General features: G+C 66.2%; 26 protein-coding genes. 15 read left to right on the top strand and 11 right to left on the bottom strand.

Annotated features, from left to right (window positions below; all coding sequences use genetic code 11):
- Window positions 1-8: 8 nt before the first annotated feature.
- The 3 genes from ACFWVD_RS26250 to ACFWVD_RS26240 all read right to left on the bottom strand — a co-directional run bounded on the left by ACFWVD_RS26250 (window position 9) and on the right by ACFWVD_RS26240 (window position 2,962).
- Window positions 9-1,106 carry an adenosine deaminase gene (locus ACFWVD_RS26250; RefSeq protein ID WP_379247178.1) on the bottom strand — a complete coding sequence of 366 codons (1,098 nt, stop codon included), beginning with the start codon at window positions 1,104-1,106 and terminating at the stop codon, window positions 9-11.
- Window positions 1,107-1,220: 114 nt separating this feature from the next.
- Entirely contained in the window at window positions 1,221-2,507 is a 1,287-nt protein-coding gene (locus ACFWVD_RS26245) for a thymidine phosphorylase (protein WP_379247176.1), read from the bottom strand.
- A gap of 53 nt (window positions 2,508-2,560) precedes the next feature.
- Complete coding sequence (locus ACFWVD_RS26240; protein WP_379247174.1) at window positions 2,561-2,962, bottom strand: cytidine deaminase; 402 nt, start codon at window positions 2,960-2,962, stop codon at window positions 2,561-2,563.
- 289 nt (window positions 2,963-3,251) lie between these two features.
- Here ACFWVD_RS26240 and sdhC point away from each other — a divergent pair, with 289 nt between their 5' ends.
- The 11 genes from sdhC to ACFWVD_RS26185 all read left to right on the top strand — a co-directional run bounded on the left by sdhC (window position 3,252) and on the right by ACFWVD_RS26185 (window position 12,251).
- Window positions 3,252-3,650 carry a succinate dehydrogenase, cytochrome b556 subunit gene (gene sdhC / locus ACFWVD_RS26235; RefSeq protein ID WP_379247172.1) on the top strand — a complete coding sequence of 133 codons (399 nt, stop codon included), beginning with the start codon at window positions 3,252-3,254 and terminating at the stop codon, window positions 3,648-3,650.
- A 1-nt stretch (window position 3,651) separates the two neighbouring features.
- Window positions 3,652-4,113: a succinate dehydrogenase hydrophobic membrane anchor subunit gene (locus ACFWVD_RS26230; protein ID WP_379247170.1), complete on the top strand. Its 462-nt coding sequence runs from the start codon at window positions 3,652-3,654 to the stop codon at window positions 4,111-4,113.
- A gap of 16 nt (window positions 4,114-4,129) precedes the next feature.
- Window positions 4,130-5,899, top strand: a complete 1,770-nt coding sequence (sdhA, locus tag ACFWVD_RS26225) for a succinate dehydrogenase flavoprotein subunit (RefSeq protein ID WP_379247168.1) — start codon at window positions 4,130-4,132, stop codon at window positions 5,897-5,899.
- Window positions 5,899-6,669 (top strand): succinate dehydrogenase iron-sulfur subunit, encoded by a 771-nt coding sequence (locus ACFWVD_RS26220; RefSeq protein WP_056818106.1) that lies wholly within the window; start codon window positions 5,899-5,901, stop codon window positions 6,667-6,669. Before sdhA ends, ACFWVD_RS26220 begins: the two co-directional genes overlap by 1 nt.
- Before the next feature lie 139 nt (window positions 6,670-6,808).
- The gene (locus tag ACFWVD_RS26215; RefSeq protein ID WP_379247166.1) at window positions 6,809-7,318 is read left to right on the top strand and encodes a hypothetical protein; all 510 of its coding nucleotides are present in this window, start codon (window positions 6,809-6,811) and stop codon (window positions 7,316-7,318) included.
- Between the two features lie 53 nt (window positions 7,319-7,371).
- Entirely contained in the window at window positions 7,372-8,796 is a 1,425-nt protein-coding gene (locus ACFWVD_RS26210) for a serine hydrolase domain-containing protein (RefSeq protein WP_379247164.1), read from the top strand.
- Window positions 8,797-8,802: 6 nt separating this feature from the next.
- Window positions 8,803-9,531: a MerR family transcriptional regulator gene (locus ACFWVD_RS26205; protein WP_379247162.1), complete on the top strand. Its 729-nt coding sequence runs from the start codon at window positions 8,803-8,805 to the stop codon at window positions 9,529-9,531.
- 102 nt (window positions 9,532-9,633) lie between these two features.
- Window positions 9,634-9,924 (top strand): hypothetical protein, encoded by a 291-nt coding sequence (locus ACFWVD_RS26200; RefSeq protein ID WP_379247160.1) that lies wholly within the window; start codon window positions 9,634-9,636, stop codon window positions 9,922-9,924.
- A gap of 199 nt (window positions 9,925-10,123) precedes the next feature.
- Window positions 10,124-10,471 carry a helix-turn-helix transcriptional regulator gene (locus ACFWVD_RS26195; protein WP_379247158.1) on the top strand — a complete coding sequence of 116 codons (348 nt, stop codon included), beginning with the start codon at window positions 10,124-10,126 and terminating at the stop codon, window positions 10,469-10,471.
- Window positions 10,455-11,687, top strand: coding sequence for a type II toxin-antitoxin system HipA family toxin (locus tag ACFWVD_RS26190; RefSeq protein WP_379247156.1), 1,233 nt, complete (start codon window positions 10,455-10,457; stop codon window positions 11,685-11,687). The genes ACFWVD_RS26195 and ACFWVD_RS26190 overlap by 17 nt, the downstream gene beginning before the upstream one ends.
- A 312-nt stretch (window positions 11,688-11,999) precedes the next feature.
- The gene (locus tag ACFWVD_RS26185) at window positions 12,000-12,251 is read left to right on the top strand and encodes a hypothetical protein (RefSeq protein WP_379247154.1); all 252 of its coding nucleotides are present in this window, start codon (window positions 12,000-12,002) and stop codon (window positions 12,249-12,251) included.
- On the opposite strand, the gene ACFWVD_RS26180 is transcribed toward ACFWVD_RS26185, so the two are convergent.
- Window positions 12,248-13,159 carry a fructosamine kinase family protein gene (locus ACFWVD_RS26180; RefSeq protein ID WP_379247152.1) on the bottom strand — a complete coding sequence of 304 codons (912 nt, stop codon included), beginning with the start codon at window positions 13,157-13,159 and terminating at the stop codon, window positions 12,248-12,250. The two genes, ACFWVD_RS26185 and ACFWVD_RS26180, sit on opposite strands and share 4 nt — an antisense overlap.
- Before the next feature lie 181 nt (window positions 13,160-13,340).
- A complete protein-coding gene (locus ACFWVD_RS26175) occupies window positions 13,341-13,796 on the bottom strand; it encodes an SgcJ/EcaC family oxidoreductase (protein WP_379247150.1) in 456 nt (151 codons plus the stop codon).
- A gap of 89 nt (window positions 13,797-13,885) precedes the next feature.
- On the opposite strand from ACFWVD_RS26175, the gene ACFWVD_RS26170 reads away from it, so the two are divergent.
- Entirely contained in the window at window positions 13,886-14,341 is a 456-nt protein-coding gene (locus ACFWVD_RS26170; RefSeq protein WP_379247148.1) for a MarR family winged helix-turn-helix transcriptional regulator, read from the top strand.
- On the opposite strand, the gene ACFWVD_RS26165 is transcribed toward ACFWVD_RS26170, so the two are convergent.
- Together ACFWVD_RS26165 and ACFWVD_RS26160 are read right to left on the bottom strand one after the other, a co-directional pair.
- On the bottom strand, window positions 14,338-15,009 hold the full coding sequence (locus tag ACFWVD_RS26165) for a RadC family protein (protein WP_379247146.1): 672 nt from the start codon (window positions 15,007-15,009) through the stop codon (window positions 14,338-14,340). The two genes, ACFWVD_RS26170 and ACFWVD_RS26165, sit on opposite strands and share 4 nt — an antisense overlap.
- A gap of 107 nt (window positions 15,010-15,116) precedes the next feature.
- Window positions 15,117-15,338: a type II toxin-antitoxin system VapB family antitoxin gene (locus ACFWVD_RS26160; protein WP_379247144.1), complete on the bottom strand. Its 222-nt coding sequence runs from the start codon at window positions 15,336-15,338 to the stop codon at window positions 15,117-15,119.
- Between the two features lie 257 nt (window positions 15,339-15,595).
- Here ACFWVD_RS26160 and ACFWVD_RS26155 point away from each other — a divergent pair, with 257 nt between their 5' ends.
- The 3 genes from ACFWVD_RS26155 (at window position 15,596) to ACFWVD_RS26145 (ending at window position 18,820) form a co-directional block, all read left to right on the top strand.
- Window positions 15,596-16,489, top strand: coding sequence for a phenylalanine 4-monooxygenase (locus ACFWVD_RS26155; RefSeq protein ID WP_379247142.1), 894 nt, complete (start codon window positions 15,596-15,598; stop codon window positions 16,487-16,489).
- A gap of 145 nt (window positions 16,490-16,634) precedes the next feature.
- On the top strand, window positions 16,635-17,324 hold the full coding sequence (locus ACFWVD_RS26150; RefSeq protein WP_379247140.1) for a SnoaL-like polyketide cyclase: 690 nt from the start codon (window positions 16,635-16,637) through the stop codon (window positions 17,322-17,324).
- A 149-nt stretch (window positions 17,325-17,473) separates the two neighbouring features.
- Window positions 17,474-18,820 carry a D-alanyl-D-alanine carboxypeptidase family protein gene (locus ACFWVD_RS26145; RefSeq protein WP_379247138.1) on the top strand — a complete coding sequence of 449 codons (1,347 nt, stop codon included), beginning with the start codon at window positions 17,474-17,476 and terminating at the stop codon, window positions 18,818-18,820.
- A gap of 122 nt (window positions 18,821-18,942) precedes the next feature.
- On the opposite strand, the gene yhjD is transcribed toward ACFWVD_RS26145, so the two are convergent.
- The 4 genes from yhjD to ACFWVD_RS26125 all read right to left on the bottom strand — a co-directional run bounded on the left by yhjD (window position 18,943) and on the right by ACFWVD_RS26125 (window position 23,928).
- The gene (gene yhjD, locus ACFWVD_RS26140; protein ID WP_379247136.1) at window positions 18,943-19,965 is read right to left on the bottom strand and encodes an inner membrane protein YhjD; all 1,023 of its coding nucleotides are present in this window, start codon (window positions 19,963-19,965) and stop codon (window positions 18,943-18,945) included.
- Between the two features lie 42 nt (window positions 19,966-20,007).
- Window positions 20,008-21,039: a tryptophan--tRNA ligase gene (gene trpS / locus ACFWVD_RS26135; protein ID WP_379247134.1), complete on the bottom strand. Its 1,032-nt coding sequence runs from the start codon at window positions 21,037-21,039 to the stop codon at window positions 20,008-20,010.
- Window positions 21,040-21,060: 21 nt separating this feature from the next.
- Window positions 21,061-21,999 (bottom strand): oxygenase MpaB family protein, encoded by a 939-nt coding sequence (locus tag ACFWVD_RS26130; protein WP_379247132.1) that lies wholly within the window; start codon window positions 21,997-21,999, stop codon window positions 21,061-21,063.
- Between the two features lie 72 nt (window positions 22,000-22,071).
- Window positions 22,072-23,928: a VWA domain-containing protein gene (locus ACFWVD_RS26125; protein WP_379247130.1), complete on the bottom strand. Its 1,857-nt coding sequence runs from the start codon at window positions 23,926-23,928 to the stop codon at window positions 22,072-22,074.
- Between the last annotated feature and the right edge of the window lie 63 nt (window positions 23,929-23,991).

Raw genomic sequence — 23,991 nt, 5'->3', positions numbered from 1 at the left:
GCTTCGTCTCAGCCCAGCAGTACCGCGTAGCCCGGCTTGATCACTTCGTCGATGATCTTCAGGCGGTCGGGGAACGGGATGAACGCCGATTTCATGGCGTTGATGGTGAACCGTTCCAGGTCGCTCCAGCCGTAGCCGAACGTGTCGACCAGTTTCAGCATCTCCTCGCTCATCGAGGTGTCGCTCATCAGCCGGTTGTCGGTGTTGACCGTGACTCGGAAGCGAAGGCGCGCAAGCAGATCGAACGGATGCTTGTCCAGCGACGGCACCGCGCCGGTCTGCACGTTCGACGACGGGCACAACTCCAACGGCACCCGCATATCGCGCACGTACTTCGCGACCAGCCCGAGCTGCGCGTCCTCGATCTCGCCGGGCACGCTGATGTCGTCGGTGATCCGCACCCCGTGGCCCAGCCGGTCGCAGCCGCAGAACGCCAGCGCCTCGTGGATCGACGGCAGCCCGAACGCCTCGCCCGCGTGAATGGTGAAGTGCGCGTGGTTGGCTCGCAGATACTCGAACGCGTCCAGGTGCCGGGTGGGAGGGAAACCCGCTTCCGCGCCGGCGATGTCGAACCCGCCGACACCCTCGTCCCGGAATCGCACGGTCAGCTCCGCGATCTCGCGCGACCTGGCCGCGTGCCGCATCGCGGTGAGCAGACACGTCACCCGGATGACATTGCCCTGCTCGGCCGCGATCGCCTCGCCCTCCCGGAAACCGGCGAGGGTGTGCTCGACGACTTCATCGAGCGTGAGGCCCTTCTCCAGATGCTGCTCAGGCGCGAACCGCACCTCCGCGTACACGACCCCGTCCGCGGCGAGGTCGATCGCACACTCCCGTGCAACCCGCCGCAACCCCTCCGGCGTCTGCATCACCGCTACCGTGTGCGCGAACGTTTCCAGATACCGCTCCAACGACCCACTGTCGGCGGCGTCGCGAAACCACGCCCCCAAACTCTCGGCATCGGAAGCGGGTAACTCGTCGTAGCCGCAGTCAGCGGCAAGCTCTAGCACCGTAGCGGGCCGCAAACCACCATCGAGGTGATCGTGCAGCAAAGCCTTCGGTGCGCGTCGGATCGAAGCAAGGTCTAGGGGCGCCGGTCCAGTCATGTTTAGACGGTAGCGGGCCGCGCCGATCCTGGCAGCGAAGTACGCACGTGGCAACCGTCTCGTTGATTATCCGACCCGCACACGACTATTGCGGGCCACTCACGCGATTGCTACTCAGTCGATGCGGCCCAAAATCAGCTCGCCGGGCTTCCACTCAGACCCGGACTCGATCGTGATCGCGTCGGTCAAAGCGGCCAACGCCCCAGCGAACGCCTCCGGCGTATCCGTATGCAACGTCAGCAACGGCTGCCCCATCACCACCGAATCACCGGGCTTGGCATGCATTTCGATCCCGGCCCCCGCCTGCACCTTCTCCCCCTGACGCGCACGCCCCGCCCCCAACCGCCACGCGGCGACACCGACCCCCATCGCGTCGAGCCGAGTCAGCACCCCGGTCGATTCGGCCAACACCGTCTCGGTGTGCCGCGCAACGGGCAAGGGGGCATCGGGATCCCCACCCTGCGCCTGGATCATCGTGCGCCAGTGATCCATCGCGCGCCCGTCGGCAAGCACCTCGGCCGGATCGATATGCAACCCGGCCTGCGCCACCATCTCCCTGGCCAACATCAACGTCAGCTCGACCACATCCGCAGGCCCGCCACCGGCGAGCACCTCGACCGACTCGGCCACTTCCATCGCATTGCCCGCGGTCCGCCCCAGCGGGGTGTCCATGGCGGTGAGCAGCGCGACCGTGTTCACGCCCGCGTCGCGCCCGAGTTCGACCATCGCGGTGGCCAGTTCCCGAGCACCGTCCAAAGTCTTCAGGAAGGCCCCCGACCCCACCTTCACGTCCAGGACCAGCGCCGCTGTCCCCTCGGCGATCTTCTTGCTCATGATCGAACTGGCGATCAACGGAATCGACTCGACCGTGCCCGTCACGTCGCGCAGCGCGTACAACCGCTTGTCGGCGGGCGCCAGATCGGCTCCGGCGGCGCAGATCACCGCACCGATCGCGGGATCGGCCAGGATTTCGCGCATCCGCGGCACGGTCACGTCGGCCTGCCAGCCGCGAATCGATTCGAGCTTGTCCAAGGTCCCGCCGGTGTGCCCCAGCCCGCGCCCGGACAACTGCGGAACAGCGGCCCCGCAGGCCGCCACCAGAGGTGCCAACGGCAGCGTGATCTTGTCTCCGACACCGCCGGTGGAGTGTTTGTCGACCGTGGGACGAGGCAGGTCGGTGAAGTCCATCCGGGTCCCCGACCCGATCATCGCGGCGGTCCACCGCGCGGTCTCGCGCCGGGTCATCCCCCGCCAGACGATCGCCATGGCCAGCGCCGACATCTGCTCGTCGGCCACGACCCCCTGGGTGAACGCATCCACCACCCAGTCGATCTGCGCGTCCGACAGCTCTCCGCCATCGCGCTTGGTTGTAATGATCGAAACCGCATCCAGTGCCGTCATCGGGCCAGTTTGGCACGACCCACCGACATCGGCTACGGCTGACGAGCCGGTACCTACTGTTGACCGGCCGCGAGATCATCGGGTCCGAAGGCGTAGGGCAGCAGCTCGGACAACAACTTCGGCCCCTCGGGGTGGTCGACCAGCAGCGCGCCCCCGCCGTGTTCGAACAGCAGCTGTCGGCAGCGTCCGCACGGCATCAAAATCTCGCCGCGGGAATCGGTCACCGAGACCGCTACGAGCCGTCCCCCGCCCGATGTGAACAAGTTACCGACGAGTACACATTCGGCGCACAGGGTCAGCCCATATGAGACATTTTCCACATTGCATCCGCTCACCATTCGACCATCGGCGCTGAGAGCCGCAGCGCCGACCGGAAATCGCGAGTACGGGACATACGCGGAGCCCATTGCGCCAATTGCCATGTCGCGCAACGTTTTCCAGTCGATTTCGGGCATCGGGAACCTCCAGCCGAACCCCGACGATGCGGGGAAATACGAGCCGGAACACCAGTATCCGGCATCGAGAAAGGTAAACCTAACTCGCCACTTTCGCAGCCAACGCACGGCACGCCGAATTAGTTCCGCGAAACAGAGGGGATTAGAGTTCACCGAAGATCGGTTCAGGTTCCCGGCGGCGGGCCAGCGCTTTGCAATACAGCGCTGTCACCTGGGCATTTGCCCCTCCACGCATGCCGCGTCGGATCTGTGACCGGGTCCATCAACGACGTTGGAGGCACCGCACTCTATGACCACGATAGAAGCTCCGGCTCAGCCGAAGCGGAAGACGCTGTACCGCGGCGACCCCGGCATGTGGTCCTGGGCACTGCACCGGATCACCGGTGTCACGCTGTTCTTCTTCCTCTTCGCGCATGTGCTCGACACGGCGCTGGTCCGGGTCAATCCCGATACCTACGACCAAGCGATCGAGCTCTACAAGAACCCCGTCGTCGCCCTGATGGAGATGGGCCTGGTCGTCGCCGTCCTGTTCCACGCCCTCAACGGCGTGCGGGTCATCCTGGTCGACTTCTGGTCCCAGGGTCCGCGATTCCAGAAGCAGATGCTGTGGGCTGTGCTCGCCATCTGGGTCGTGGTTTCCGCCGCGGGCGTCGGTCGCCAGTTCTTCTACCTGCTGACGGAGCACTGATATGTCTGCACCTGTGATCGGCAAGTCTTACGACCGCCCCGCCAGCTTGGACCTGCCCCGCTCCCCGCGCGCCCGGTCCAACAGCAACTTCGAGAAGTACGCATGGCTGTTCATGCGCATCTCCGGCCTGTTCCTGATCGTGCTCACCCTGGGCCACATGTTCATCATGTTGATGATCGACGGTGGCGTGAACCGCCTGAACTTCGCGTTCGTGGCCGGCCGCTGGTCCAGCCCGTTCTGGCAGCTGTGGGACCTGTCGATGCTGTGGCTGGCTCAGCTGCACGGCGGCAACGGTCTGCGCGTGATCATCGACGACTACTCGCGCAAGGATTCGACCCGCTTCTGGCTCAAGGTCATCCTCGTGCTGTCGATGATCCTGGTCGTGGTGGTCGGCACGTACGTCATCTTCACCTTCGACCCCAACATCGACCCCACCTACGTCGCCCCCAACTACACGGGTTAGGAACAGGCCCCCTCGCATGAGTGAATCCCGTCCGATTCAGGAACACCGCTACGACGTCGTCATTGTCGGCGCCGGTGGCGCGGGTATGCGCGCGGCGATCGAGGCTGGTCCCCGGGCTCGTACCGCGGTCCTGACCAAGCTCTACCCCACGCGCAGCCACACCGGCGCGGCTCAGGGTGGCATGTGTGCCGCACTGGCCAATGTCGAAGAAGACAACTGGGAATGGCACACCTTCGACACCGTCAAGGGTGGCGACTACCTCGTCGACCAGGACGCCGCGGAGATCATGGCCAAAGAGGCCATCGACGCGGTCATGGACCTCGAGAAGATGGGCCTGCCGTTCAACCGCACGCCCGAGGGCAAGATCGACCAGCGTCGTTTCGGTGGCCACACCCGTGACCACGGCAAGGCGCCCGTGCGTCGCGCGTGTTATGCCGCCGACCGCACCGGTCACATGATCCTGCAGACGCTGTACCAGAACTGCGTCAAGCACGACGTCGAGTTCTACAACGAGTTCTACGTGCTCGACCTGGTGATGACCGACACCGATCGTGGCCCCGTCGCCACCGGTGTGGTCGCCTACGAGCTGTCCACCGGCGAGATCCACGTCTTCCACGCGAAGTCGATCGTGTTCGCCACCGGCGGTTCGGGTCGCATGTACAAGACCACCTCCAACGCGCACACGCTGACCGGTGACGGCATGGCGATCGTGTTCCGCAAGGGTCTTCCCCTGGAAGACATGGAGTTCCACCAGTTCCATCCGACAGGCCTCGCGGGTCTGGGCATCCTCATCTCCGAGGCTGTACGTGGTGAAGGTGGCATCCTGCGCAACGCTTCCGGCGAACGCTTCATGGAGCGTTACGCCCCCACCATCAAGGACCTCGCGCCGCGTGACATCGTCGCCCGCTCGATGGTGCTCGAGGTGGCCGAAGGCCGTGGCGCCGGTCCGAACAAGGATTACGTCTACATCGACGTGACCCACCTGGGCGCCGACGTGCTCGAGGAGAAGCTGCCCGACATCACCGAGTTCGCGCGCACCTACCTCGGTGTGGACCCGGTGACCGAGCTGGTGCCGGTCATGCCGACCTGCCACTACGTCATGGGCGGTATCCCGACCAAGATCCGTGGCGAGGTGCTGCGCAACAACACCGACGTGGTCCCCGGCCTGTACGCCGCCGGTGAGTGCGCGTGCGTGTCGGTGCACGGCGCGAACCGTCTGGGCACCAACTCGCTGCTGGACATCAACGTGTTCGGCCGTCGCGCCGGCATCGCGGCCGCGGAGTACGCCAACCGCACCGAGTTCGTCGAAATGCCGGAGAACCCGTCGCAGATGGTGATGGATTGGCTGTCGCTGATCCTGTCCGACCACGGCAACGAGCGCGTGGCCGACATCCGCACCGAGCTGCAGGCCACCATGGATGCCAACGCGGGCGTGTTCCGCACCGAGGAAACCCTCAAGAAGGTCCTCACCGACATCCACACGCTCAAGGAGCGCTACACCCGGATCACGGTGCAGGACAAGGGCAAGCGCTACAACAGCGACCTGCTCGAGGCCGTCGAGCTGGGCTTCCTACTCGAGCTGGCCGAGGTCACGGTCGTGGGCGCGCTCAACCGCAAGGAATCGCGTGGCGGCCACGCGCGCGAGGACTACCCGGATCGCGACGACACGAACTTCATGCGGCACACCATGGCGTACAAGGAGGGCCCGGAGCTCATCTCCGAGATCCGCCTCGACTTCAAGCCGGTGGTACAGACCCGCTACGAGCCGATGGAGCGTAAGTACTGATGACTGCCGCAGTCGATACCGCCAAGCAGAAGCCGGCACCGGTCCCCGAGGGTTCGGTCATGGTCACCGTCAAGGTGGCCCGGTTCAACCCCGAGAACGGTGAAGGCGCGTACTGGGATTCGTTCCAGGTGCCGGTCCTGCCGACCGACCGCTTCCTCAACGTGCTCATCTACATCAAGTCCTACCTGGACGGCACCCTCACCTTCCGGCGCTCCTGCGCCCACGGTGTGTGTGGCTCCGACGCCATGCGGATCAACAACGTGAACCGCCTGGCGTGCAAGGTGCTGATGAAGGACCTGCTGCCCAAGGGCGACAAGACCCTCACCATGACCGTCGAGCCGATCCGCGGCCTGCCCGTGGAGAAGGACCTCGTGGTCGACATGGAGCCGTTCTTCGACGCGTTCCGCGCGGTGAAGCCCTACCTGATGACCTCGGGTAACGAGCCCACCCGCGAACAGATCCAGAGCCAGGCCGACCGGGCCCGCTTCGACGACACCACCAAGTGCATCCTGTGCGCCTGCTGCACCACGTCGTGCCCCGTCTACTGGACCGACGGCAGCTACTTCGGCCCCGCCGCGATCGTGAACGCCCACCGCTTCATCTTCGACAGCCGTGACGAGGGCGCCCGCGAGCGTCTCGACATCCTCAACGACGTCGAAGGTGTCTGGCGCTGCCGCACCACGTTCAACTGCACCGACGCGTGCCCCCGTGGCATCGAGGTCACCAAGGCGATCCAGGAAGTCAAGCGGGCGCTGCTCTTCACCCGCTAGCCCTTCTCGTCACAAGGCCGTCCGCACCGAAAGGTGTGGGCGGCCTTTGTCGTTCGTCGGCACTTGCGGGGAATGAGCGGTTGATAGATAGTGTTACTATCCATAGTAGATAGTTCTGGTATCCATTCAGGGAGAACCCATGATCACCCTCATCGCCCTCCTCGGCTCCCTCGTCGTCTTTCGCACGCTCGGCGCACTCGGCGTAACCCGGTTCGCCTCGTGGTCGACCAGCGCCGCCCACGCACTGGCCGTCATGCTGGTGATGACCGGAACCGCGCATTTCATGCCGGGCAGCGTCACCGTGATGCCCAACTATGACGACATGGTCGGCATGATCCCGCCGTTCGTGCCGTTCCCCGGGTTCATGGTGTTGGCCAGCGGAGTGCTGGAACTACTCGCCGCGATCGGCCTGGTTCTCACCCGCACCCGATGGATCGCGGGCTGGGCACTGGTTCCGCTGTTCCTCCTGCTCCTGCCCGTCAACATCTACGCCGCCGTCAACGACATCCCGTTCGCAGGAGAGCCGGCTTCGCCTCTGTGGCAACGAATCCCGGAGCAGGTCCTGTACATCGCCTTCGCGATCTGGGCCACCCGATCCGCACCTCGCGTCGTGCCCGCGTTGCGGCGACGCGAACCGTCGACAGTCTGAGCCTTTGTCCCAGTTTGACATTGCCCCTGGGGGAAGGTTTCACGATAGTGCGCATGAACGACACCACACTGCGCACTCTCGAAGCTCGGATCCGCGAGCAGGTCGCGAGCTACTGCGAGACCGATGAAGTTCCCGGGTTCGTCGCCGGCGTTCACCACGCCGGTGCTGAGATCGTTGTCGCGCACGGCACCGCCAACACCGCTACCGGGGCGCCGATGCTCGCGGATACCGGATTCCTGTTCGGCTCGGTCACCAAGGTCATGACCACCACGCTGGTCCTGCAGCAGGTGGAGCGCGGCCTGCTCGACCTCGATGCGCCAGTGGTCGCGTACCTGCCCGAATTCGCCGTGACCGTACCGGGAGCGGCGGACAAAATCCTTGTCCGACACCTGCTTTCGCACACCAACGGCATCGATGCCGACCTGTTCTTCCCCGACGCGCAAGGCCGCGATGCTCTTGCGGCCTATGTCGAGGGTCTCGCGAGCAGCTGCGGCGTCCTGTTCGAACCCGGCGAGCAGGTCAGCTACTCCAACGGTGGGATGATTCTCGCGGGCCGCCTGCTGGAAGTCGTGACGGGCCTGCCCTTCCCCGAATTGCTCGAGCGCGACATCTACGCGCCCGTCGGCATGCGGAACTCCAGCACCTCGGCCGCGCAGGCCATTCTGCGCAGCACCGCGGTCGGCCACTTCAACGATCTCGAGACCAATGCCGCCACGCCCACCGGCATGTTCACGCTGCCCGACACCTGGGGCCCGGCCGGTGGTACCCCCGTCGGCACCGTTGCCGACTTGCTCGCCTTCGGACGCACCCACCTCCGCGCGGGCGTGTCCCCGTCCGGCGCGCGTGTCCTGTCGGTCGAGTCGACCGCGCTGATGCAGCAGGTCGCCTTCGACATGGGCAGTCCGAACGTGCCGCCGATCGGGATGGGCTGGGTGCTGTACCCGTTCGGGGACACGACGGTGCTCGCGATGTCCGGCGCCTCGCCCGGCGGCGTGTCCCTGTTGTGTGTCGTGCCCGAACACGATCTCGTCTTCGCCGCTTTCGGCAACACCCCGGGGGCGATCATGCTGCAGGACCAGCTGCTGCAATGCCTGATGAGCGAACATCTCGGCATCTCGATCCCCCCGCTGATCACCGAATCGGCGGCCGAGGTCGACCTCACCCCGTATGTGGGCACCTACCGCTGCGAACAGCTGCGCGTCGACGTGAGCATCGTCGACGGTCAACTCGAGGAACGAGTGACCTACGAACCGGCCGACGAATCGCAGGAGCGGATATTCACCGCGTTCGCCGGTGGCATGACCGCCGCTCCGCCCCAGCGCTATATCGCGATCCGGCCGGGCCTGTTCGCACCCGCCGACTATCCGCTCGCGACCTTCGACGGCTATCTGCGGCTGCTGCTCGTCTCCTACCACGACATCCGCGACGGGCGGGCCCGCTTCCACAATGCAGGCGGTCGCCTGACCAAGCGCGCATGAGCAAAAATGGCGACCATGCTCACCATCGGCCAGCTCGCGGACTACGCCGCAGTGACCACCAAAGCCATCCGCCACTATCACGAACGTGGCCTGCTCCCCGAGCCCGATCGCGACTCCTCAGGCTACCGGCGCTACACCGCGCAAGACGCCATCACCCTGGTCAAGATCAGAACGCTGGCCGGTGCGGGGGTGCCGCTGGCTCGCATCGGGGGCCTGCTCGATGCCGAACCGGAGGTGCTCGCCGCCGAGATCGCCGAGATCGACCGCGCGTTGCGCAACCGCATGGCACAGCTGCGGCGAACCCGCGGTGAACTCGCCCAATTACAGGGCGGTGACCGGCTTTTCGTCACCGCTGAGGTCGCGGACTACCTCGCCGAACTCCGCGATATCGGCGTCAGCGAACGTCATATCCGGATGGAACGTGACGGCTGGATTCTCATGCACACCGCCGCACCCGAAGACGCGGCTCGGTGGATCGCCGAAAAGCGTGAGTTTCTCGGCGATCCCGAGTTCCGCGCGCTCTGCCTCGAGCACGACGCCGCCTTCGACTGGGCACCCGAGGATCCACGCCTGCCCGCTCTCGCGGCCCGCACGCGGAGCTGGTTCGCCGACTGCCACCACCGATCCGAGCCTCGCCCGGTCCACAATCCGGCGATCGCCCGCTTGGCCGAGCAGTCACAGCCCGGCGCCTCGTCGCCGGCATGGGATCGGCTGGCCCAGCTCACCCGAGGTTAGCCCGCGTCCGACGCGGTCGAGGCCGGTGCGCGCGATCGCCGGGCGGGCGCCACCCGAGCGCGCCCGCCTCGACGAATCCGCGCAACAGACAGGGAACTCACGATGTCCGCAGTCCGTGTTCACCACTACTCCGTCGACCCGGCCCATTTGGAGCAGCTACTCGCTCAGCGCACCCAGCTGATCGGCGGCATCCGCGCCGGCTTCCCCGGCTTGGTCGAAACTCGTTTGATCCGCCTCGAAGATGGCACGTACCAGGATATCTGGCACTGGGAAACAGCCGAACAGCTGACCGCCGCCGTCGCGGCATCGGCGGCCTTCCCGCCTGTCAGCGCCACCTTGGCGCTCACCAGCGCAGGCACCGTGCAGAACGGGGAAGTCATCGACGAGCAATAGCACACCGCGAGAGCCGTCTTCATCGAAAGATGCAGGCGGCCTTCGCCGTTCACCAGGGTTGCCAGGTGTCGCAGACATGGCGGGGCTTCGATGCGAATTGATTCGATGTGGGCGGGGTCGAGCTGCCATGAAATACGTGCAATACTTTGCTGCTTAACTACCCATAGATTCAAAGTATTGCACCTCGATCGGAGAACCCATGGCGAGAAAGCGCATAGGCCTACATCCCGCCGCAGCCGACGCGGTTCGAGTACTCGGCCAGCAAGTGCGGCTAGCCCGCAGGGCGAAAAACTGGACAGCGGCCGACCTCGCCGCCGCGACCGGCGTCTCACCACGCACGATCAGCTCGATCGAGACCGGCTCCAGCGCGGTTTCGATCGGAAACGTTCTCAACGTCGCCGCCATCGCCGGCGTGCCACTGTTCGGCGTCGACGACCCCGCGGAACTGACGCGTATGCGATTGCGCGGCGAAGAACGCATCGCGCTCATCCCCACCAGGGTCCGCCACCCCGCGCCCGAGGAGGACGACGATGGCCTCGACTTCTGACGAAGCATTCGTATGGATGTGGCCCGCCGGGTCAACGGACCCGATCCCTGCCGGACGGCTGCGCAGAGGCGGCGACGGAGGTCTGTGGTTCCAGTACGGACGTCGCTACGCAGCGCGGCCGGACGCGGTGAGCCTGTCACCGACGCTTCCGTTGGGATCGGGTTCTTTCGGACCGACCGAAGACCTCGGGATGCCAGGGGCGCTGCGAGACGGAGCACCGGACGCCTGGGGGCGGCGTGTCCTGTTGAACGCGCTGACCGGAGCGCACGGGCTCGATGCCGACGTGACGGCCCTCGACGAGTTGACCTATCTGCTCAGGTCGGGCTCGAATCGGTTCGGCGCCATCGACTTCCAGCAAAGCCCGCTGAATTATGTGCCGCGTGCCGATACCGCGTCACTGGATGAACTACACCGGGCAGCCCGAATCGTCGAGGCCGGCGACCACCTGCCCACCGGTCTCGCCGAAGCGATCATCGATGGCACGACGATGGGTGGCGCGCGACCCAAAGCACTGGTCCGCGATGAATCGCGCGAGTACCTGGCCAAATTCTCGACCTCATCGGATCCCTTCCCTGTCGTCACCGCCGAAGCCGCGTCATTGACGCTGGCCCGTCGCGCCGGTATACGGGTGCCCGATACCCGGGTCGTCACCTCACTCGGCCGAAACGTCCTACTCATCGAACGATTCGATCGTCCTGGCGACGGCAGGCGCACCATGGTCGTTTCCGCGCTCACCCTGACAGATCTCGGCGAGATGACCGCTCGATACGGCAGTTATCCCTGGCTGCTGAGAAGCCTTCGCGAGCACGGCACCGACGCCGGAGCCGAACTGTTCACTCGCATCGCCTTCAACATCGCGATCTCGAACACCGACGACCATCTCCGAAATCACGCCGCGTTCTGGGACGGTTCCACCCTCACCTTGACCCCCGCGTACGATCTCTCCCCCATTCCGCGTAGTGGCGAAACTGCTTATCAGGCAATTGCTTACGGCCCGGATGGGGAGCGCGAGAGCAACCTGGCGGCTCTGATCGCCGTAGCCCATGTCTATGGGCTCGACCAGCTTCGCGCTCGCGATGTCGTTGATCGGATGGTCGAGGAAATCAGAACCGGGTGGGACGAGGCTGCCGACGAAGCCCGGCTGACGCAGGCCGAGCGGAGTCTCTTGTGGGGGCGGCAGTTTCTGAATCCAGGTGCGCTACGCGGCATGAGCTGACAAGTCAGAGATGCGACATAGCGAGTTCTCTTCTTGCGAAGGCCGTCCGCATCGAAAGGTGCTGGCGGCCTTTGTTGTTCGCTGACGGCTACCACTGGTGCCGAATATGCCGATCCGCTATCACTTTGTGGGATAACGGTCCTGTTGCTGTGGTTGTGGGTGGCCGGGTAGCTTGACGCAGTTGCATCGTAGGAAGAGGGTCGCGCCGCGGCTCGGGTTGGTGCCAGAAGGATGTTTGTTCGCGTGCAGGATTCAACAGCTGTTTCTACTTCGAAGCCGGTCGCGGCGGTGACGGGATTACCCTCCGCCCTTGTGCTTTTCGTCCTTCGGAACTGGCAGCGTCATATCGACGCGTGGAAGCGCCCCGACGGGCGTGCCGCGATCGCGTGGGCGTTGGGGATGTTCGGTGGGCCGTTGATGATCGTGGTGGCCGTCCCGCTGGCCGCGCAGGCGCTGGCGGTGCTGGACTCCGATGATCGGAACGGGCGCGATCTGGCTATCGGTGCGCTGATCGCCGCGCTGGCATGGGGGTCGGCCGTCGCGATCTATCTACTGAGCCGCTAGCGGTAGTTGGCCGCGGCGTCCAGGACGGCTGTTCGGTAGGAGCGGCCGAAGAGGACGGCGTGGGCCAGCCAAAGGTGGAGTTGGTGGAGGGGGATTCGGGATTTCCAGTCGGGGGCTAGGGGGTGGATCTCGTTGTAGGCGTCGATGATTCGGTCGAGGTGGGGAGCGCCGCCGAAAAGGTGCAGGGTGGACAGGTCGGTTTCGGGGTGGCCTCCGTGGGCGGCGGGGTCTATCAGCCAGGGGGTGTCAGACGGGCCCCAGAGGATGTTGCCTGGCCAGAGATCGCCGTGGATTCTGGCGGGGGGTTCGGTGGGGGCTTCGATGTGGATTGCTTCGATGCGGGTGGCGTCGGCGGGGTCGAGGGCGCCTGTGTCGACGGCGAGTTTCAGGTACGGCAGGATTCGGTGTTCGCGATACCAGGTGGGCCAGTCGTCGCCGGGGGTGTTGTCGAGGGGCAGGCCTGCGAGGAATCCGTCGGCTGATGCGCCAAAAGTAGGTGCGCCCGCCCGGTGGGTGACGGCCAACCCCGCACCGAACCGTTCAGCGGCGGCGACAGTCGGCTCGGCGTGATCCACCCACTGCATCAACAACAATTCATCGGTCCGCGCATACACCTGCGGCACCGCGACCCCACCCGCTTCCCGCAACCACCGAAGCCCCTCCGCCTCGGCCGCGAAAAGCCCGGACGGAGCCGACGCGGGATCAGCGGTCGGCGCGGCGGAAACCCCACCCGGCCAGGTCTTGAGAAAAAGATGCGTCCCGTCATCGAGCACAATCCGCTCGGCCACACTGATCGACCCACCCGCGACCGGCGTAGTCCGCAACCGCTGATGAGCGAGAAAGGTCGGCAACAAGTGCGGGTTCGCACGCAAGAACGGCAGGTCCACCCCGCCATCTTGCCCAGACATCGGAGATCACGGTCGACAAACCGCCCGAATCCCGTCGACCATCAGCGCTGAATCCAATACGGTTTTCGTCTGCCCCGTCGGCGCACGAGCATCGGGCCACGCGCACCATGTCGGCGACGACCTGCTCTACAACAGCGCCGTATCGCGGCTGCTCCGCATTCCGGTCACGACGATTTCTCGCTCACCTCTGCGCCGCCGGGATCAGGCCGGGAGCGGTTTTGAACGAGATCGCTTCCATCAAGGGCTTGCGTTTGGTGTTCTGGAAGGCGGCGACTCGCCAATCCCCCGTGGTCTCGCGGACCAGCGTGTAGGTCTGGACCTTGGTGAGCTTGGTGGGGCGGGTGCCTTTGTAGGAGTCGCCGCGGCCGGTGACCACGGCGGTGTCGGGGCCGAGGAAGCGGATGTCGAGGATCTCGTCGGCCAGTTGGGTGTGTTTCAGGTATTTGGCGAACAGGGTGCGGTGACTGTCGACGATGTCGGTTCGGCCGCGGTAGTAGGTGCCCACGAAGGTGACGTAGGTGGCGTCTTCGGTGAATGCCGCTCCGTAGGCGTCGGCGTCGTTGCGCCGCCAGGCGTCTACGAGGGTGGCGATCACATCGATGACCGCCTGCCGGTCGTCGCGGTGTGTGGCCGTCATAATTTCTCCCGAGGGTGTCGTTGATACTTCTCTGCACGTGCGCAGTCTCTGCATGTGTGCAACTATCAGGGTAAGGGGCGTCGAGCAACGTGGCAAGTGATGTGCAGCGGACCGAAGAGTCGACCTTTCGCGCCTACCTCGACGCGGTGGGGTTGCACAGCATGGCCGGTGCGACGGCGGCGGGGTTGCAGCCCACCGAGTGGTACGCGCTGAGCCAACTCGCGTCGGCGGGCGCGCTGACCTCGGGACAGTTGTCAGCGCGGATCGGCCTGACCACCGGGGCGACCACCCGTTTGATCGACCGTCTGGAGCAGGTGGGCTACGTCCGCCGAGTCGACGACCCGGACGACCGTCGCAAGGTCGTGGTCGAGCCGGTCGCGGAAGCTCTCGCCGGCATCGGCGCGCTGGTGGCACCGGCGCGCAGCAAGATCGCGGAGATCCTCGACCACTACACGCCCGAGCAACGCGAGCTCCTGTTCGACTATTTCGCCCGCGCGACACCGGCGTTCCAGGAAGCCACCGAGCAGATCCGGTCGCAGAACTAGGTGAAAGGTGGGGCGGTGGACCAGGTTTCGCCTGCTACGACGATGTGGTCGAGGTAGCGCAGGCCTACTGTGCTGGCGGCTTGGTGCAGCAGACTGCTGGCTCGGCGGTCGTCAGGGCTGGGGGTGGGGTCGCCGGAGGGGTGGTTGTGGACGATGGCGAAGGCTTTGCCGTCGTGGCGCAGGATGGTGTTGAGGATTTCCCGGACGGGTACGGCGACGTGGTCGATGGCGCCTTCGGCGACGAAAGATCGGTGGCGTAGGCGGTTTTGGGTGTCGCAGATCAGGACGAGTAGGCGTTCTACGCGGGCGCCTGCGAACAGCGGGATGGCTGCGGCGGCGATGTCTTCGGGGGTGGTGAGTTGCGGTACCGAGTCGCTGGGGGTACGGGAGCGGGTGCCCAGGTGGAAGGCGGCTACGACGGTGGCGGCTTTGGCGGGGCCGATGCCCGCGCGGGCGGCCAGTTCTTCGGGGCGCGCGGCGGCCAGTTCGGCCAATCCGCCGTAGTCGCCGATCAATTGGGCCGCGACTTCCAGCGCGGATTGGCCTCGGGTGCCCTGGCCCAGCAGCAGCGCGAGCAACTCTCCGTCGCTGAGCGCGTGGGGGCCGAGCATGAGCAATCGCTCGCGTGGACGTTGGGCGACAGGCAAACTCGCGATCGGTACCGACATTGATTCCCCCTGCGGATCGGTGACTGACTCCGATAGTCGCAGGGGGTACCGACAAGTTCGAGTTACCCCTCGGCCACCGCACTGGGTGACGTAACCCGAACCTGGATCTAGCCCGGCGAACCAGGCTCCAAGCCGACCGCGGAATCGGCCGGGGCATCGGTGCTGAACACCGAATCCGCCATCAACCGTTCCAAGTTCCGTAGTTGACGTTCGTGCACCACGATGCGGCGTAGCGCCTCGTTGACGGTGGCGTTGCTGTCGCCGGTGCCCATGATGTCGGCGGCAGCGGCCAGCAGACGCTGATCGAGATCTATTCGCAGGGTGCGCACACATCCTCCTCCGGTACGAACGCAATCTTGCGTGATCAACATCCACACGCGTGGCTAATTCACCGCGTCGTTACCGAATCCGACCGTTCGCAAGTCGCACAGCATCCGCCGCGAGCCTGTCGGCGCCCGGACAGTCGGCGCACGGAAAACACAGTTCACCGCCGGAATCCGCTGCCGACGAACCCCGCAACTGTGCAGTTTGCGCAGTTGTGCGCGTCGTTGTTGTCGCCGCGCTCGGGCGGTGCTTGCCTTGAGTCATGTTCACCGAGGCCCAGCTGTATTCGCCGGTGACGCGCGAGCGTGACGGCGACGTGACCGTGCACCTGAGCGACGACCATCCCGGCGTGCACGACCAGGCCTACCGGGCCCGCCGCAACGCCATCGCCGCGCTGGCACTGGACTACGCCCCCGGCGCCGCGGCCCCGCACATCGACTACTCCGACGACGAGCAGCAGGTGTGGCGGATCGCCTCGGCCGAACTGGCCCGCAAGCACGAGCGTTACGCCTGCCGCGAAGTGCGCGAGGCGGCGCGCGACCTGGCGCTGCCGCACGATCACATCCCCCAACTCGACGAGGTCTCGCGCCTGCTCACCCCACTGACGGGCTTCCGCTACGTGCCGGCCGCGGGTCTTGTCCCCCTGCGCGAGTTCTTCGGTTCGTTCGCCGATCGCACCTTCCACTCCACCCAGTACATCCGCCACCACAGCGCCCCGCTGTACACCCCCGAACCCGACGCGATCCACGAGATCATCGGCCACGCGAACCAGATCGCGAGCCCGCGTTTCGCGGCGCTGTACGAGACGGTGGGCGCCGCGGTGGCCCGATTGGAGACCGACAGCGCGCTGAAATTTCTCGCCGATGTCTTCTGGTTCTCACTCGAGTTCGGCGTGGTTCGCGAGGACGGCGAAATCCGTTGCTACGGAGCGGGATTGCTGTCGTCGTACGGCGAGATCGACGAGTTCCGGCACGCACGGCTACATCCGCTCGATGTCGCCGCGATGGGCACGATCGCCTACGACATCACGCACTACCAGCCGGTTCTGTTCTGCGCGGATTCGGTGGATCAACTGGTGGACGTGCTGGGCGAATTCTTCGCGACCATGGACGACCAGACCCCGGCCAGACTTGGATATCCACTGCGAGCCGTCTGATAGCCGAATCCGAAAACCTTGTCACAGAACACAGTTCAGCTTTTCGCATTTCTCACTTGTTGAGACCTGACACGCGCGACCCGGCGCGAGACTGCTACTTTCGACCCCGTTCTTCAAAGCTTTGAAAGGGTCGGGTAGACCGAAAATGACTGTTGACACCACGGATACGCAGACCGAGCAGACCCCGGAGCCGGAAGCCCCACTGTGGCTGCAGGGCCGGGAAGCCGTGATCGCGGCGGCGGCGCCGGAAGAATGGCGCGGCAACGTTCCCGACTACGAGCTCAGCCACGAGGTGATCCCGCGCGAGCGCACCATCGAGCACGCGCCCGGTTCGCTCGAGGCCATCGTCGAGGACCTGGTGAAGGTCTTCGAAATGGAGGTCTCGCACAAGGCCGACCCCGCCACCTGGCTGTCGGTGGTGGCCGACCAGTACCGCGGCCGCGTCAACGGCGGGGTGTGGCAGGACGCCGAGGAGTTCGCTCGCATCGGCTCCTACAACATCCTGATCGGCGACAACCCGTACTACGACGCCGAGAACGAGACCTTCGACTCCTCGCACAACATCTTCCACACCGCCTTCCCCGGCGGGTTCTTCTGGGAGGTCCTCGAGGTGCTGTCGGGCCCGCCGACGGTGAGCATCCGGTGGCGGCACTGGGGCAAGTTCGAGGGCGAGTACAAGGGCCACGCGCCCACCGGTGAGCACATCGAGATGTTCGGTGTGACCATCGCGCGCGTGAGCGAGGATCTGCGCATCCTCGAGCTCGAGCACTTCTACGACAACAACAAGCTGCTGGGCCCGCTGGCGCACGGCTGCCCCGTGCAGCACGGGAAGTAGAAAACCCTTGCCGTTCGGTGCGTTTCGGCGCATCGAACGGCGGCGCTGCTGGTTGCCGGTTGCCGCTTCCCGAAGATCGAACTCGTCGCCCGCGGTGGGGTGTGACTCGGGAAGCGCCCGGGCGTGTCGGCTGGCTAAGCTGCGTGGCGATGAGGATTCGTGAAGTCGGCGTGCGCGCCGCATGTTGTCTGGGCGCTGCTGTCACCGTCGCCGCGCTCGCGGGTGCTCCCGCTGTCGCCCAGCCCGCCACCGACAGGCCGCCGACCAGCACACCGGCGCCGGGCGCACCGCCCACACCGGGCAACACCACGCCACCGACCGGCACGACCACACCCCCGTTCACCACCCCGAGCACCGACGACTGCGCGCAGAGGACCCAACCGCCTCCCCCGGTCGACACCTCCGAGGTCCCCGCACCGGGCGAGCCGACGCCCAGCCCACTGCCCGTCCCCTCCCCCGCCATCGGCGGCCAACGGATGGGCGACTGCGGCGTGGTGCTGCCCGACGGCGCACCCCCGCTACCCGCCGACATCTCGGCCACCTCGTGGATGGTCTCCGACCTGGACACCGGCCGCGTGCTGGCCGCCAAGGATCCGCACGGCCGCTACCGCCCGGCCAGCACCATCAAGGTCGCGCTGGCCATCGTCGCGTTGCGCAGTCTGGACCTGGACGAAGTCGTCACCGGAACCCAGGCCGACGCCGATGTCGACGGCACCAGGGTCGGCATCGGTCCCGGCGGCCGCTACACCAACCGTCAGCTCATGCAGGCGCTGATCATGTGCTCGGGCAATGATGCCGCGCACGCCATCGCCACCCAACTCGGGGGCGACGAGCGCGCGGTGGCGAAGATGAACGACGTCGCGAAGACGTTGCGCGCCATGGACACTCGCGCCGCCACCCCGTCGGGCCTCGACGGCCCCGGCATGAGCACCTCGGCCTACGACCTGTCGGTGCTGTTCCGCGAGGCGATGAGCATCCCGCTGTTCGCGGAGTTGATCCACACCGAGCAGGTCGATTTTCCCGGCTTCCCCGCCGACCCGAAAATCCCTGGCGACAAGGATCATCCGGGCTTCCCGATCGCCAACGACAACCAGCTGCTCTACAACTACGCGGGCGCGATCGGCGGCAAAACCGGTTTCACCGACGACGCCCGCCAGACTTTCGTAGCCGCCGCCGAACGCGACGGTCACCGCCTGGTCGTGACCCTGCTCAAGGCCGACGTGCGCCCGATCCGCCCGTGGGAGCAGGCCGCGCGCCTGCTGGACTACGGTTTCGCTCTCGACAGCAATGCCCGAATCGGCAAGCTCCCCGAAACCGGCAGCGACGCAGTGGAACCCAGCGTCCCCCTGGCCTCACCGCCCCCGCGAGCCGACGGTTCGAAAGCGGACAGCGACCGTCCCGTCCATGAAGGCGCCCGGATCGCCACGCTGATCGGTGGCCCCGTGGTGGTCGTGGGCCTGCTGCTGTGGGCGCGCAGGGCCTTCCGCAGGCGCTGACACCGATCTACGCCCAATTTACGAATCTGGACGAACGATCACCAGGCTCTGACGCAAACATCGGCCGAGTAGAAAAATCCACCAGAGCCTGGTGATCGACTGTCCAACTACGGGTTTCGGCGCTATCGCCGCTTGCCCACCAGTATCAGGGCGAGCGCAGCAACAGCCCCCGCGCCGAAGTAGGCGGCACCGGCACCGGTCGACACCCCATGTTCGACGATGCGCGGCCGGATCACCACCGCGTTCGGGGGCGCGACCGTGGCGGCTTCCTCGTTGTCGCGTGAGGTCGCCGCCCATGCGGTGGCGAACAGCAGGATTCGGTAACTCGTATACGTGAACACCATCAGACCGATGATCGAACCGAAGGTCGCGCCCGCCGGGCTCGACAGCACGATCTTCAAGTAGATCGCGGCGATGATCTTGAAGATCTCGAAGGCGATCGCCGCCAACACCGCCGCCCGCGCCGCGCTGCGCAGCGATACCGGTTCCCGTGGCAAGCGCGCGATCATCCACGCGAACACCGCCCACGACGCCAACAATCCGAGCGCGATCGACACCAGTCGCAGCACCAGCGACGCGCCGGGCAGGTGGTCGACACCGAGCCAGTCGAGCACGCCTTTGCCCAGCCCGCTCGCGGCGATCGCCGACAGACCCAGCGACACCACGGACGCGAGGCCGAGGCCGATCAGCGCGCCGAGATCGGAGAGTTTGGCCTGCCACCAAGGCTTTTCGGGGCTCTGGCTCTCCCACTGTTCGGTGAGCGCGGCGCGCAGGTTCGCGATCCAGCCCAGGCCGGTATAGAGCCCGACCAGCAGGCCGATGATGCCGACCGTGCCGCGGGAGTCCATGGCCTTTTCGATCAGGTCGTTGATCTGGTCACCGAACGAGCCGGGGATGTTCTCCACGACTTTGGCCTGCAGTTCGGTGAGCAGGTCGGGATGCCCGGCCAGGATGAAACCGGCCACCGAGAACGCCACCATCAGCAGCGGAAACAGTGACAGCACAGTGAAATACGTGATGCCCGCGGCGAAGAAGTCGCCGCGTTGATGTTGGAATCGGCCACCGGCCCTGACCAGGTGATCCAGCCAGGGCCTTCGCCCGATCTGCTTCTCGACGGCGGTCGAGATGTTGTCGATCAACTGCATGACACGCGCCCCTTCAGCGAAAACCTCAGGTGCGCAACGGGATCAGCGTGCGAGGAAGCCAACCCGGTCGTACACCTGAGCAAGTGTGTTGCCTGCGATCTCCCGCGCCCGTTCGGCGCCCGTGGCCAGAATCCGGTCCAGTTCGGCGGGATCGGACAGGTACTCCTGCACCTTTTTCTGTACGGGCGTGACGAATTCGACGAGCGCGTCGGCCACCTCGGCCTTGAGATCACCGTAACCCTTACCGGCGAAATTCTGCTCGAGGTCCACGATCGGGGTGGCGGTCAGCGAGCTCAGGATCACCAGCAGGTTGCTCACGCCCGCCTTGTTCTCGGGGTCGAAGCGGACCTCGCGCTCGGTGTCGGTGACGGCCGAGCGTACCTTCTTGGCGGTGATCTTCGGGTCGTCCAGCAGGTTGATCAGGCCGGCGTCGGTGGAGGCCGACTTGCTCATCTTGGCGGTGGGGTCCTGCAGGTCGAAGATCTTGGCGGTGCCCTTGACGATGTGCGGTTCGGGCACCACGAAGGTCTTCTTGTAGCGAGTGTTGAAGCGCTGGGCCAAGTTTCGGGTCAGCTCGAGGTGCTGGCGCTGGTCCTCGCCGACCGGGACCTGGTGCGGGCGGTAGAGCAGGATGTCCGCGGCCATGAGCACGGGGTAGGTGAACAGGCCGACGGTGGCGTTGTCGGCGCCCTGCTTGACCGACTTGTCCTTGAACTGGGTCATCCGGCTCGCCTCGCCGAAACCGGTGATGCAGCTGAGCACCCACGACAGTTCCGCGTGCTCGGGCACCTGGCTCTGCACGAACAGGGTGGACTTGGCGGGGTCGATGCCCAGCGCGAGCAGCTGGGCGGCGGCGGACTTGGTGCGCGCGCGCAGCGCCTTGGGGTCCTGGCTCACGGTGATCGCGTGCATATCCGGGATGAAGTACAGGGCGTCGTACTCGTCCTGCATCGTCACCCAGTACTGCAGCGCGCCCAGGTAGTTGCCGAGATGGAAGGAGTCGCTGGTGGGCTGGATGCCCGACAGCACCCGCTGCTTACGTTCGGCCGGCGCGGCCGGGGCAGGACTGGACATACCCCGATCTTTCCACGTCGCTCAAGCGGTATTTCGCTGCACCCAGTTCCGCGGATCAACCCCCGGCATGCTCGGGTGGCCGGTTTTGACCATGTGCTGTTCGCGGCGGGCCAGCAGCTGGTAGGAGGGGGTGCTGCGGCCCGCGAGGGTGCCCGCCAGGATTCGAGGTGTCAGCGGGGGTGCGAAGTGGGCGGTGCGGATGCTGCGGCACAGGGCGCGGTGGGCGAGTTCGTCGGAGATGCCCCAGTCGATGCCGTACATCTGGCGGATGCGCGCCGGGAGACTGCCTTGGACCAGCAGGTATAGCGCCGACCCGACTTGTTCGGCGGGCGCGCGTAGACGGTAGGCCTTGCGGCGGCCGGCGAGGTAGGAGCCCACGAGCAGGGCTTCATCGGTCAGGTGCAACTGGGTGGAAAGCAGGTAGCTGTCGAAGTAGCGGCGGAAGGCCCGGTAGTCCGCGGGCGCGGCGTCGCGCGGCATACCGAACAGCTCCCCCCAGCGGACATAGTCCTGGTAGAGGTCCTCGCGTTCGGTGGCAGTGAGCTCGCGCACGAGGCGGTCGTGCATGACTTCGGCCGAGTCGAAGGTGAAGGCCATGGTCATGAACATCAGGTGCGGGTCGTGCGCGGAGTAGGCGGTGCCCGCGGGGTGGTGGGCGCCCGCGTCCTCGGGCAGGGTGCCGACCACGCGTTCGTGCTTGCGCCGCGTGAAGGCCAGTGCCCGATCGGCCTCGGCTTTGCTGCCGAGGAACACCGATTCGAACAGCCCGCCGGTGATCGCCAGGCGCGTGTACGGCGTTGCCCGGTGGGCGGTGTGCTCGCTGGTGCCCACGAACAGCAGCGGGTGCACCGCACCGATCACCAGGGCCCGCAGGCCGTAGGTCAGCCCGACCGTGCGCTTGCTCATGACCCGCCGGATCATCGAATCGTCCGCGAAATATCCGGCTTCACGCTGCGCCATGCCGCGCCTCCTCATCGAGTGCATCTGGCAACAGGATCCTCCAGAATGCGCGATCTGGGAAGGCCTGCGGGACTATCGGCGACGACGCATGCGTAGCAGGGTGAACACGATGATGCCGAGAGCCGCGAACCCGGCAACGACGATGCCCAGCAGGACCGTGGAGTTGTCGTCGTCGGCAGGTTTTGTGGCGGTGTCCGGGGCATTCGGGGCAGGGGTACCAGCGGTGGACCCCGGCGCCGACTGATAGGTGGGTCCCGGCTCCGGTGTTCCGGTCACGGCCAGGTCCAGTTCGATGGGCACCGGGCGGACGCTGCCGGGGTCGTGGCGGGCGGGGCCCATGTGCACGGCGATGTAGTACCAGCCGGCCAGCGCGTTCTCGGAGACCTCTTTTTCCGAGGATTCGCGGTTGCGATAGCGGATCTCGGGGGTTGCCAAAGCTGCTTCGTTGGTCGGCAGGGTGTCGGCCGCGCCGGTGTAGGACGTGAAGTCGTCGTCGACCTCGTGGCGGTACGGGTTGTACAGCGAGGTGGTGGCCACGGACACGTTGTCCAGGCCCCGACCGGGCGTCTCGAGGAACCGCACCCGGTAGGCCAGGCCCTGACCCCAGTCGAGTTTCACCTTGTAGAACACGAATTCGCCGCGCTGCACGGTGTCGCTGTAGACACCGGGGCCGTCGAGCACGGTGGCCACATTGAACGAACCGCCGCCGGTCACCGGTTCGACCGGACTGTTCGGCGCGGTGAACGGCGCGAGCGCCGGTTCCGCCGCCGGGCCCGTATCGGTCACGCCGGGTTCGACGGCGATATTGAGTTCCAGCGGCAAGGTAGGTGGCGCGCTGTCGGCGACCCCGGCCCATTCCACCGTGAAGTAGTACCGGCCGCCGCCCTTGCACTTGTCGGCGTTGAACGAGCCGTCCTTCGCCTCGGTCGCGCCGGTCCAGGTCGACGTGACCGTGAGCGCGACACCGTCGGTGGATCGTACGGCGTTCGCGTGTTCGAAAGCGTTGCAGTCCTTGCCTTCCGCGCCGAACACGCGCACGTACATGCTGTTGTTCGCACGCACGGGGTCCTCGCCGCGCGGGAACGACATCGTGCCGCTGAAGTAGGCGGTGGCGCCCTCGGGAATGTCGACGGCGTAGTAGCGCGGCTTCTTGTGGCCGATGGTGTCGAGGTACTGCCCCGGCACGACCGCCGGTGCATTCTGATAGCCCTCGCCACCTTCGACCGGTGTGCCCGCCGACGCGTACTCGCGCAGCGCCGCGGTGCTCACGCGGGGCAGCACCTGCTCGAGGGTTTTGCCGTCGGCGGCGTCGGTGTAGGTGCCGCCGGTGGTGTCCGCGATGCAGGTCAGCTGGGCACGCGAGGCGTCGTCGACACCGAAACCGATGGCGTGCATGACGATGTCGGTGCCCTGGGCGTGCAGTTCGCGCGCGACCTCGCACGGATCGGGTGGTGAGCAGGTGTCCAGGCCGTCGGAGACCAGCACGATCGAGCGCGGGCCCTCGGTCGGCAGGGCGCCCGCGGCGGTGCGCAAGGCGGCGCCGATCGGGGTGAAACCGCTGGGCGTGATGTTGTCCACGGCCGTGGTCAGCGCGGGTTTGTCGATGGTGTCGGCCGGTTCCAGCACCGAGACGTCACGGCAACCGGCGGCCTTCTCCGCGTCGGTGGAGCCGGTCCCGGTGCCGTAGACCGACAGCCCGACCTTGGCCGCGGCGGGCGCGGTCTGCACGAAATTGCGAACCGCGGTTTTCGCCGCGTCCATCTTGGTGCCGCCGCCGGGGTCGGCGGCCAGCATCGAACCGGAGGCGTCGAGCACCAGCATGGTGGGCGCGTAGGTGCTGTCGGTCGGCGCGGCGGACGCGGGGACCGCCATCGGTAGCAGCCCGATCGCCGCCGCGGTCGCCAGACCGATCACCTTCGCGAAACGCACCGTCGAACTCCGTTCCGATCCGCCGGACCTCGACGCATCAGCTCTCGACCGTAGCCGGACAAA

It is taken from the genome of Nocardia sp. NPDC058666 (assembly GCF_042714895.1).
GTDB lineage: Bacteria > Actinomycetota > Actinomycetes > Mycobacteriales > Mycobacteriaceae > Nocardia.
The sequence above is the reverse complement of the archived record's forward strand: the minus strand, read 5'-3'. Positions and strand labels throughout refer to the sequence as shown.